At 46.8% G+C, this 10,676-nt stretch carries 10 protein-coding genes; all 10 read left to right on the top strand.

Going from position 1 to position 10,676, the window contains the following annotated elements:
* The coding region (locus Q0236_RS04385; protein WP_297915485.1) for a WG repeat-containing protein at positions 1-771 on the top strand (771 nt) is incomplete at its 5' end.
* Between the two features lie 16 nt (positions 772-787).
* Positions 788-1,789, top strand: coding sequence for a bifunctional 3,4-dihydroxy-2-butanone 4-phosphate synthase/GTP cyclohydrolase II (locus Q0236_RS04380; RefSeq protein WP_297915483.1), 1,002 nt, complete (start codon positions 788-790; stop codon positions 1,787-1,789).
* Positions 1,786-2,943, top strand: a complete 1,158-nt coding sequence (locus Q0236_RS04375; protein ID WP_297915481.1) for a DNA polymerase IV — start codon at positions 1,786-1,788, stop codon at positions 2,941-2,943. The genes Q0236_RS04380 and Q0236_RS04375 overlap by 4 nt, the downstream gene beginning before the upstream one ends.
* Before the next feature lie 19 nt (positions 2,944-2,962).
* Positions 2,963-3,502 (top strand): hypothetical protein, encoded by a 540-nt coding sequence (locus Q0236_RS04370; RefSeq protein ID WP_297915479.1) that lies wholly within the window; start codon positions 2,963-2,965, stop codon positions 3,500-3,502.
* 655 nt (positions 3,503-4,157) lie between these two features.
* Positions 4,158-4,976: a prolipoprotein diacylglyceryl transferase gene (lgt, locus tag Q0236_RS04365; RefSeq protein WP_297915477.1), complete on the top strand. Its 819-nt coding sequence runs from the start codon at positions 4,158-4,160 to the stop codon at positions 4,974-4,976.
* A 95-nt stretch (positions 4,977-5,071) separates the two neighbouring features.
* Positions 5,072-5,755, top strand: a complete 684-nt coding sequence (locus Q0236_RS04360) for a fumarate reductase cytochrome b subunit (RefSeq protein ID WP_297915476.1) — start codon at positions 5,072-5,074, stop codon at positions 5,753-5,755.
* A gap of 10 nt (positions 5,756-5,765) precedes the next feature.
* Entirely contained in the window at positions 5,766-7,784 is a 2,019-nt protein-coding gene (locus Q0236_RS04355; RefSeq protein ID WP_297915474.1) for a fumarate reductase flavoprotein subunit, read from the top strand.
* Positions 7,777-8,514, top strand: coding sequence for a fumarate reductase iron-sulfur subunit (locus tag Q0236_RS04350; RefSeq protein ID WP_297915472.1), 738 nt, complete (start codon positions 7,777-7,779; stop codon positions 8,512-8,514). The genes Q0236_RS04355 and Q0236_RS04350 overlap by 8 nt, the downstream gene beginning before the upstream one ends.
* 176 nt (positions 8,515-8,690) lie before the next feature.
* Complete coding sequence (locus tag Q0236_RS04345) at positions 8,691-9,665, top strand: hypothetical protein (protein ID WP_297915470.1); 975 nt, start codon at positions 8,691-8,693, stop codon at positions 9,663-9,665.
* 374 nt (positions 9,666-10,039) lie between these two features.
* A partial coding sequence (locus Q0236_RS04340) for an ankyrin repeat domain-containing protein (protein ID WP_297915468.1) occupies positions 10,040-10,676 on the top strand: 637 nt, incomplete at its 3' end.

Below are 10,676 nucleotides of genomic sequence, written 5' to 3'. Positions count from 1 at the left end.
GCTTCTTGTATCTATGATGACGTTTCGTATTTTAGCGAAGGCCTAGCATGCGTTAGAAAGAACGATAAATTCGGCTTCGTCGATAAAACGGGCAAAGAAGTTATTCCCTGCATATATGATCGGGCCGAGGAGTTTTGCGAGGGCTTGGTGCGGGTTAATAAGAACGATAAATTCGGCTTTATCGATAAAACGGGTAAAGAGGTGATTTCTTGTATATATGATGATGCTTATAATTTTGAGGAAGGACTGGCGGAAGTTCAAAAAAGCGGCTATTGGGGTTTTATCGATAAAACCGGCAAAGAGATCATTCCTTGTCTATATGATGACGTTGGCATTTTTCGCGAAGGCTTGGCAGACGTTAAAAAGAACGGTTATTGGGGATATATCGATAAAACTGGCAAAGAAGTTATTCCCTGCATATATGATCGGGCCGGGAGTTTTTGCGAAGGCTTAGCAAAGATTGAAAAGGACGGCAAATGGGGCTTTATCGATAAAACGGGCACAGAGGTAGTGTCTTGTGTATACGAGCTTGCTTGGGATTTTGACAATACTTTGTGCGGATATTATGACGAAATCAAATATTGCGAAGGATACGTTAAAGTCAAAAAAGACGGCAAATGGGGTTTACTAGACGATGAGGAAAACGAAATTTTACAGCCAGTGTTTTATGACGAGATAGAACTCGTGAAAGTTTTAAGCGACGACTACGTCAAGATCAATTTAGACGGTCGCGAAACGATCGTCAATAAAAACGGCAAAATAATATCGTAAATTTAAAGGAGAGATAATGGTTAGCGTAGAGCAGGCGATCGAGGATCTGAAAAACGGCAAAATGCTCGTTATGGTCGATGACGTCGATCGCGAGAACGAGGGCGATTTGGTGTTTGCGAGCACCTTTAGCAGCGCGGAAAAAGTAAATTTTGCGATCACGCACGCTCGCGGAGTGCTGTGCGTGGCGCTTAGCCCGCAGATAGCGGAGCAGCTAGATCTAAATTTGATGGTCGATAAAAACACCTCCAGCCACGAGACCGCATTTACCGTCACGATCGACGCGAAGGACGCCAAGACGGGCGTGAGCGCGTATGAGCGCAATATGACGATCGAGCTGATGTCGCGCGTGGGCGCTCGCGCAGATGATTTCGTCCGCCCGGGACATATCTTCCCGCTCATCGCCAAAAGCGGCGGCGTGCTCGCCCGCACGGGGCACACCGAGGGCTCTACGGATCTGTGCCGCTTGGCGGGGCTTTCGCAAAGCGCCGTGATCTGCGAGATCGTCAAAGACGACGGCGATATGGCGCGCAGGGACGATCTGGAAAAATTCTGCGCGCAGCACGACATCAATATGATCTCGGTCGCGCAGATCGTGCAGTACCGCCTAAAACACGAAACTCTCGTTAAATTTAGCGAGCCCAAAAGCGCTCTGCTGTGCGGCGAAGCGGCGAAATTTTACGAGGTGAGCGATCACGAGGGCAACGAGCACCGCGCCTATATTTTCGGCGAGCTGGGAAAGAGCGCGCAGACGAACGTGAAATTTCATAAAATTTCAAGCGATCTGGAGTTTTTAAGCGATACGAAATTTAACGATTTCATGCGCGATCTGGGCATTTTGCGCAAAGAGGGCGGCGTGCTTTTGATGCTAAAATCCGCGCAAAATCGCGCCGATTTTAAGAGCTTCGGCATCGGAGCGCAAATTTTAGCGCATCTGGGCGTGAGAAAAATCAAAATTTTAAGCAAGAGCGAGCCGAAAGATTACGCGGGGCTTAGCGGATTCGGGATCGACATAGTTTGATAGCTCACATCGATTTGGACAGCTTCTTCGTCTCTGTAGCGAGGCTTGTCGATCCTGCGCTTGCGGGCAAAAAGATTGCAGTCGTCGGAGGTGGCGACGAGGAGATTTTCGGCGGCAAGAGCGAGCTTGGTAGCGTGATTTTAAGCGCGAGCTACGAGGCCAGAGCCTGCGGCGTGCACTCGGCTCAGCCCGTTAAAATCGCGCTCGGACTCTGCCCGCAGCTAATTTTGGTGCGCTCGCAGCACGGCGAATACCGAAAAATTTCACGCGAAATTTATGAGTTTTTACTAAACTTTACGCCTGAGATCGAAAAATTTAGCATCGACGAGTTTTTTCTAAATTTACGCGGTACGCCCTACGACGCAGACGCGCTGAGCTTTGCTGCGTTTTTGCAAAGCGAGATTATGCGCCGCTTTAGCCTTCCGTGCAGCGTAGGCCTTAGCGAAGCAAAACTTATCGCAAAGCTCGCCACCAGCCTTGCCAAGCCCTTCGGCGTGCGGCAAATTTTAAAATCGCAAATCGCGCGCGAGCTATCCGCCGTGCCGGTAGCGAAATTCCCCGGCATCGGCAAAGCGGCGCAAAAAACGCTCGGCAAATACGGCATCGTAAGCTTCGGCGACGCGCTAGGGCACAGAGAAATTTTTGAAAAGATGGGCGCAAACGGCAGGAAAATTTTCGCAGCCCTTAGCGGCGAGGATGAGGGCGAGGTCGTCTCAAAGCGCGAGCGCAAGAGTATCGGCTTTGGGCGCAGCTTCGCGCCGTGCGCCGATCGGGACGAGCTGCGGCGTAAAATTTTAATTTTGGCGCGCCATTTGGCGGGCGAAGTGCTCGCAAGGGGGCTAAAGCCCGCGACGTATGATCTAAAGATCCGCTACAAATCGCGCGAGGAGTTTTCGCACCAGATCAGCCAGGATAGGGCGTTTAGTTTAAATTTGCTAAGCGAGACCGCGCTTGAGCTGTTTAAGCTCTGCGACGTGAAAAAAGGCGCGCAGATAATCCACGTAGCGCTAAATCTTTCAAATTTCGGCGGCAGATCAGGCGGCTCGCTGCTCTTTGGCGAGATCGATAAAAAGCAGCAGAGCTTGGATCGATCTTTAAGCAGGATTTGGGAAAAATTCGGCATCGAAAAGCTAAAAAAAGCGAGCGAAATTTGATTAAATTTAAAGGAAAAAGATGAAATTAGGCGAGCTATACTCGGTGATCTGCATAATCTTCGCGACGAATTTCAGGGGCGTGATAGATGAGCAGAAATTGCGCGGCTTGGGCAAAAACTGGATCATCGTAAATAAAAATATCGAGAACAAAAACGGCCACGAGCTTTGGCAAAAGGTACAGGGCGAGGACTATGCGGCGCTAGGGCGCGATTTTGAAGCGCTAAAAGGGGCGTTTGAGATGGATTTTTTCAAGCTTATTAGCGAAAGCGAAGTGGAGCTGTTTTATGAAAAGTGCCGCTTCAAAAAGCCTTTCGCGGAGCTTAAAAGCGCTCACGCGGCCAATATGCTAGCGCTGCTTGCCATGATCTTTAAACAAAACACGGACGCGAAATCGCATAAAATTTTGACGCTATATCTGGCGCAATTTATCATTCCTAGCTTTTCCGCGCTTGCTACGCATGTGCAGATAAACGCCAAAAGCAGCTATTACAAGGCGCTCGGGTGGTTTTTGGCGGATTTTTGCCGCGTGGTGAAAGAGACGCTGGGACTTAGAATTTAGAATTTAGAACGCGCGCTCGGTGTTTTTGCGCGTTCGGCACAGAAAAGCGCTATGTAGAGATAAGTCTGGAGCTTGCTTTCGGGGTTTCTTGCGCTGTAGCCGGTACAGCTCCTGCGGGTGCGACAAGCTGCTAAGCGAGGCAGGTGAATTTTATCTGCACGGATGTAAAGTGTCTGCCTTGCTGTTTTGTGCGTCGGTGCTTGTCGTATCGCGCGCGTCGTTTTAAATTCTGCACGGCATTCAGTATTTTGCATATGTGCCGCCTGATGTTTGTTTTGCGCGCACTGCGAGTTTTGCTCGGCGTTCAGTGCTCTCGTTTTGCGCCGCCTGCATTAGGGTATTGCGTGCTTTGTCTGCGTCGCGCCACTTTGCGTGTCGCTTCGTATGTCGTCTGGCATAGTCATTTGGAATTTTACGTGAGGCGCCTTGCGTCCCATCTGGCGTCGTCGCTTGAAATTTCATGCGAGGTGGTCTGTGCATCGTTTGACGCTATCGCTAGGATTCGCGTCTTACGTGTTTCGCGCGTGCGATCGAGCGTTCGAAAACTAGAGTTTGGCGCCTAGCACTTGCGTCGCTTTGCGTCTTTTGCCGAGCATGCGTTACGTAGCGTCCTGTGCACGTAGCCAAATTTTAAAATTTAAAACAAAGGAAAAATTTGAATTACTGGAACGAAATTTACGCTCACTTTGATCCCGTGGCGTTCAGCGCGTTTGGCATAAACGTGCACTGGTACGGCATTATGTATGTTTTGGCGCTGCTTACGGCGCTATTTATCGCCAAATATTTCGTGCGAAAAGACGGCCTTGACTTCAGCGACAAGATGCTAGATCGCTACTTTATCTGGGTCGAGGTGGGCGTCATTTTAGGCGCGCGGCTGGGATATATCGCGATTTATTCGGGCGAGGCGGCGTGGTATTTCAGTCATCCGTGGCAAATTTTCAACCCCTTTCATAACGGCGAGTTCGTGGGCATTCGCGGTATGAGCTATCACGGCGCGGTCGTCGGATTCGTGATTGCGACGGTTTGGTTTTGCAAAAAATTTAAAACCGATATGTGGGCGCTGCTCGATCTCGTGGCGCTTAGCGTGCCGCTTGGGTATTTTTTCGGACGCGTGGGAAATTTTTTAAATCAGGAGCTTTTCGGGCGCGAAACGACCGAGCCATGGGGGATCTTGGTGGGCGGTACATTGCGTCATCCAAGCCAGCTTTACGAGGCGGTTTTGGAAGGACTGGTAATTTTCGTGATTTTATTTTTCTACCGTAAATTTAAGAAATTTAACGGCGAGCTGATATGTCTGTATGCGATGCTATATACGGCGTTTAGATTTTTCGTAGAATTTTTTAGGCAGCCGGATGATGGGCTTGGTTTTATATTTTTAAATTTATCGATGGGGCAAATTTTATCTTTGGTGATGTTTTTGATAGCAGTTTTCTTAAAGCAGTCTTTGAGAAAAAAACTAATTCGTAAAAATTAAATTAATCTAAAGTTAAAATGTAATATAATCATTTCCACAAAAGCGTAAACGATCATTTAATGGGAGTTTATAATCATCTTTTTTAAGGAGAACCTATGCTAGGTCGCATTGAGGGCTTTACGGGCAGATCCATAGACGGCAAAAAAAGCCGCATTATGGCTTTACAAGACGTGGCGCAAAGCATCAGCGGGCTGATTTTAGCCTGTTTTATGCTGTGTCATATGATATTTACCGGCACGATTTTGATCGGTAAGGGCGCGTTTGAGGGCGTCGTACATTTCGCCGAACCAGGCGGAATTTATTTCGTCACAAACATCGTCGCTTTCGTGATTTTCGTGATTTTCGTGATTCACGCATTTTTGGCGATGAGAAAATTTCCGGCTAACTACGCCGCTTACAGAGCGTTTAAAGCGCACAAAATGCGAATGAAGCATTGCGACACGACGCTTTGGTGGTTTCAGTTTTGGACGGGATTTTTCCTATTTTTCTTTGCGGCGGCTCATATTTTAATGATCGTATTCGGTCCGAAAATTACTGCAGATCTTGCTATCGCTCGATTCGGACAGCTTCATCTATTTTATTTTGTTTTATTGATTTTCGTAGTAACTCACGCTAGTATTGGAATTTATAGGCTTTATATGAAATGGATCAGCATAGACGGCACGAAGGCTGAAATTCAAAGAAAAAGAGCCTTCATTAAAAAGGCGGTTTTCATCGTTTGGGGTGCATTTTTCTTGCTTTCGATAATCGCCGATTTCAAATGGTTAAGTTTAGAATAGGGAGTTTAGAATGAATGTAATATATTGCGATTCTTTAGTTATTGGCGGCGGTTTGGCGGGCTTAAGAGCTGCGATCGCTACCGGCGAAAAGGGGCTTAGTACTATCGTTTTGAGCCTGATCCCCGTTAAGCGCTCGCACTCTGCGGCAGCTCAAGGCGGCATGCAGGCGTCACTGGGAAATTCCAAGATGAGCGAGGGCGACAATGAGGACGTGCACTTTGCCGATACCGTAAAAGGAAGCGACTGGGGCTGTGATCAGGATGTCGCTAGGATGTTTGCACAAACGGCGCCTAAGGCGATCCGCGAGCTTGCGGGCTGGGGCGTTCCTTGGACTAGAATTACTAGAGGCGAGCGAAGTGCTATTATTAATGCTCAAAAGACTACGATCACCGAAAAAGACGAGGTTCACGGACTTATCCATAGCCGCGACTTCGGCGGAACGAAAAAATGGCGAACTTGCTATACCGCCGATGCTACGGGACATACAATGCTTTTTGCCGTTGCAAACGAAGCGCTAAAGCATAACGTAGATATTCATGATAGAAAAGAAGCGATCGCGCTAATTCACGCAAACAACCGCTGCTACGGCGCAATCGTGCGTGATTTGGTTACCGGCGAAATTAGTGCATATGTATCAAAAGGTACGTTGATCGCTACAGGCGGCTACGGCAGAGTGTATAAACACACCACAAACGCTGTCGTTTGCGAGGGCATCGGCGCAGCTATCGCGCTTGAGACAGGCGTCGCGCAGCTTGGAAATATGGAAGCGGTGCAGTTTCACCCAACCCCTATCGTTCCGAGCGGAATTTTGCTTACCGAGGGTTGCCGCGGCGACGGTGGAATTTTACGCGATGTGGACGGCTACCGCTTTATGCCGGATTATGAGCCCGAGAAAAAGGAACTTGCCAGCCGCGACGTCGTAAGCCGCCGCATAATGGAGCATATCCGCGCAGGCAAGGGGGTAAAGAGCCCTTACGGCGAGCACGTTTGGCTTGACATATCGATCCTTGGACGCGAGCATATCGAGAAAAATTTACGCGACGTGCAAGAAATTTGCGAAATTTTCAACGGCATCGATCCTGCCGACACCGAGGTAATAACCGACGAGCAGGGCAGGAAGCGCGGCAAGGGCTGGGCTCCGATCCTTCCTATGCAGCACTACTCGATGGGCGGTATCAAAACAAAAGCTACGGGCGAGAGTCCAACGCTAGCTGGACTTTTCAGCGCCGGCGAGGCTGCGTGCTGGGATATGCACGGCTTTAACCGCTTGGGCGGAAATTCCGTCGCCGAAACCGTCGTCGCGGGAATGATCGTGGGCGAGTATTTTGCGGAGTATTGCCAAGGACACGACGTCGATATTAATACACATGATATACAAAAATTTGTAGATAAAGAGCAAAACTACATGAAAAGCCTGCTTGAAAAAGAGGGTAAATTTAACGTATTCGAGATAAAAAACAAGATGAAAGATGTGATGTGGGAGCACTGCGCGATCTTCCGCACCGGCGAGGGATTAGCCAAAGCCGTAAAAGAGCTCGAGGAGCTTTATAAGCAATCTTTGGACGTCAAAGTAAGCAATAAAGAGCTTTTCGGAAATCCTGAGCTTGAGGAGGCTTACCGCGTACCGAAAATGCTAAAGCTCGCGCTTTGTATCGCCAAGGGCGCGCTTGATCGCACCGAAAGCCGCGGCGCACACTTCCGCGAGGATTATCCGAAACGCGACGATCTAAACTGGCTAAAACGAACGCTTGCAAACTGGAAAGAGGGCGATACTATGCCTACTCTAAGCTACGAGCCGCTTGATATTATGAAGATGGAGATGCCGCCTGCATTCCGCGGATACGGCGCCAAAGGCAATATCATCGAGCATCCAGACAGCGCCGTGCGCCAAAAAGAGGTCGATGAAATTCGCGAAAAAATGCAAGCCGAAGGCAAAGGCAGATATGAAATTCAAGAAGCATTGATGCATTATGAATTGCAGCCAAAATATAAAGCACCTAACGAAAGAGCAGGTATAGGATATGAGTAGAAAAATAACAATAAAGGCATTTAAGTATAATCCGCTAAGCAAAATTTCAAAGCCGCACTTCGCTACTTACGAGCTCGAAGAGACTGACGGAATGACGCTGTTTATTGCGCTTAACGTGATTAGGGAGAAATTTGACCCCGAGCTAAGCTTCGATTTCGTTTGCCGCGCGGGTATCTGCGGTAGCTGCGGTATGCTCGTAAACGGCAAGCCGCAGCTTGCGTGCCGTACGCTTACTAAGGATTATCCGGACGGCGTGATCGAGCTTATGCCGCTTCCGGTTTTCAAGCTGCTAAAAGACCTCAGCGTCGATACGGGCAACTGGATGAACGCGATGAGTAAACGCGTAGAGAGCTGGATTCACACAGATCACAAGACCGACATCTCCAAGCTTGAGGAGAAGGTCGAGCCGGAGGTCGCGCAGGAGGTTTTCGAGCTGGATCGCTGCATCGAGTGCGGTATCTGCGTAGCTGCATGCGGCGTAGCGATAATGCGAAAAGACTACATCGGCGCCGTCGGCATCAACCGCGTGGCACGCTTTCAGATCGATGCGCTGGATAAGCGAACCGATGAGGATTTTTACGAGCTAATCGGCGATGATGACGGAGTATTCGGCTGTATGACGCTGCTAGGCTGCGAAGACCACTGCCCTAAGCACCTTCCGCTTCAAAGCAAAATCGCATATGTTCGCCGCAAGCTTGCCGCTCAGGGCAAATGCGGCTGCGGCAAATAAAATTTAAGCGGGTTCTTCCCGCTTAAATTTATCTTCTAAATTTATAAATTTTACCTCGATAGACAAATTCCAAAATGCTTGAGTCAGACAAGCGAAGTAGCTTTAAATTTAATACTATCCCAAGCGACAAAGAAGTAAAATACGAAATCGCTTAAGATCGCTAGCGAGGGATAAGGATGAACGAAGCAAGGCTCGAAGAGCTAAAGAAAATTCTAAATGAACGACGTCAAAATTTAGAGCAAGGATCGCAAGAAGATTTTAATGCTCAAAATTCTGATGTCTTAAATTTTTATACTTCAAAATTCGATACTTTAAATTTAAGTGCTTCAAATTTTGATGCCTCAGATTTAAACAATACAAATTCTAAAGTTTTGAATTTTAATAACAAAAATGTAGACGATCTAAATTTAAACGCAGAGTGCGGTAGAAGATTTCAAAATTTACATTCAGATAGTGCTACTTTATTTAAAAATTCTAACGTTAGGAACTACGATAAAGATCCGATAGTAATCAAAAATTATGAAAAGTTTTTTGTTTATGCCCATCTTCTTGTATTTCTTCCGGTATCGGGTATGCCACTATTTTTTATTCGGGATATTATAGATTTGGGATATATAGATAAAGTCGATTATTTAACAACATCTATAGCGATATTATTAATCGCCGTTATTACATATATCTTTACCGCGATACGCAATAAACGCGAAATAAGATTTACCGATCAATATATAGAATTTTTAGATAAAGGGGTCTTTAAAAGGCAGTGCAAGGTGGAAAAGGATAAATTATGCAAAAACTTTTCCACGCAAAATTTTAGAGCCCCATCTTTTATCGTGTTGGTTATATTTTGTGTCGGCTCGTTAGGTTTTTTCTTTGTATTTTTGCTTTGCATGTATGTGGCGAATATATTTATAAAATTTGTCGTATATTGTTGCATAAATAAAGGCATAAAAGGATTTAAAATTTTTCCATTTATAAAAGTCGATGAGCCGTGGCATGGCGGATATTTATATTATTCCATTGTGGTATCGGCACACTACTATTTGATTTATTTGTATAGCAGTGAAATTTACGACGAAGTTAGAGAGTATTTTCTGCAGAAAAATATAAATATAGACTATATTAAAAAGGACTATACGGTTTTTATCTAGGAGGATATGCGAAGCGGGCGGCAAATTTAAAACTAAAATTTCAATATTTTATGGTAGCCGCCACTAAATTTCGTAGCGATACCGAGTGCAAATACGGCGTAATTTTAGCGCTAAATTTTATGCGTAGAAGCGCTTGTTGAAATTCTAGCCGCCTGTCGTTGGGATAAAATTTCGTCGGTAGAATTTTACTCGAGCGACATTTCTACGCGGAATTCTATCGGTAAAATTTCGAAAGCAAAATTTTGCGCCTAAACTCTCTTAAATCTCGCCCTGCGAATTCCGCCCAAGCGAAATTGCCTTGCGAAATTCCGCCCGTTTATATTCGGCTAAGCTCACACTCGGTAGTATTTGTCATTTTATTTGCGGAGGTTGCTTTGAAAGAGATAAAATCCAAGCTCATCATAGCGTGCTTGGTTGTTACGGCAGGCCTATTTTTCTTGATCGCAGGCGGTGCGTTTATGGACAGATCCAAAACTCAGCCCGCGCAAAATTCCACGGCGAGCCGCGCCGTAACCTCCGGCAACTCCTCCAATCGGCCGCTAACGGACGAGGATCGCGCCGCAATAGCAAGGTACCGGTACGAAAGGCTGGGCGCCGAGTTAGATTTGGACGAGTGCGTAGTGCATGGCGATGAGCGAATGGAGTATTTCTGCAAGCTTTTGCGCTCCAAGGACACTGCTCGTATTTTAACATTTATGCGAGAGCAGCGCATCACTGCGGGCGATCCGCTGCAGTTTGGTATAACGGCGATAATGTATTCTAGCTTTTACAACGATGCAAACACCACCGAGGAGCTGATCTATCACGGAGCGGATATCAACCGCACGGACGATTTTTCTCATTCGGCGCTAAGCTATGCTATCGAAAATAACTCTACCGCCGCCGCGGAAGTTCTACTTAAGCATGGAGCTAGCTTTTCTAGCGTTAAATATGTTCGTCCGTGGCTTACATACCCTGGATACGGTGACTCCTATTTGGTTGTTACTAGCGACGCACAGGTAAAGACATATT

Origin of the sequence: uncultured Campylobacter sp. (assembly GCF_938031315.1) — a bacterium.
In the GTDB taxonomy this organism is placed as follows: domain Bacteria; phylum Campylobacterota; class Campylobacteria; order Campylobacterales; family Campylobacteraceae; genus Campylobacter_B.
The sequence above is the reverse complement of the archived record's forward strand: the minus strand, read 5'-3'. Positions and strand labels throughout refer to the sequence as shown.

Coding starts and splice junctions, on each gene's coding strand:
- Q0236_RS04380 (WP_297915483.1), top strand. CDS start 788: ATGGTTAGCGTAGAGCAGGCGATCGAGGATCTGAAAAACGGCAAAATG.
- Q0236_RS04370 (WP_297915479.1), top strand. CDS start 2,963: ATGAAATTAGGCGAGCTATACTCGGTGATCTGCATAATCTTCGCGACG.
- Q0236_RS04360 (WP_297915476.1), top strand. CDS start 5,072: ATGCTAGGTCGCATTGAGGGCTTTACGGGCAGATCCATAGACGGCAAA.
- Q0236_RS04355 (WP_297915474.1), top strand. CDS start 5,766: ATGAATGTAATATATTGCGATTCTTTAGTTATTGGCGGCGGTTTGGCG.
- Q0236_RS04350 (WP_297915472.1), top strand. CDS start 7,777: ATGAGTAGAAAAATAACAATAAAGGCATTTAAGTATAATCCGCTAAGC.
- Q0236_RS04345 (WP_297915470.1), top strand. CDS start 8,691: ATGAACGAAGCAAGGCTCGAAGAGCTAAAGAAAATTCTAAATGAACGA.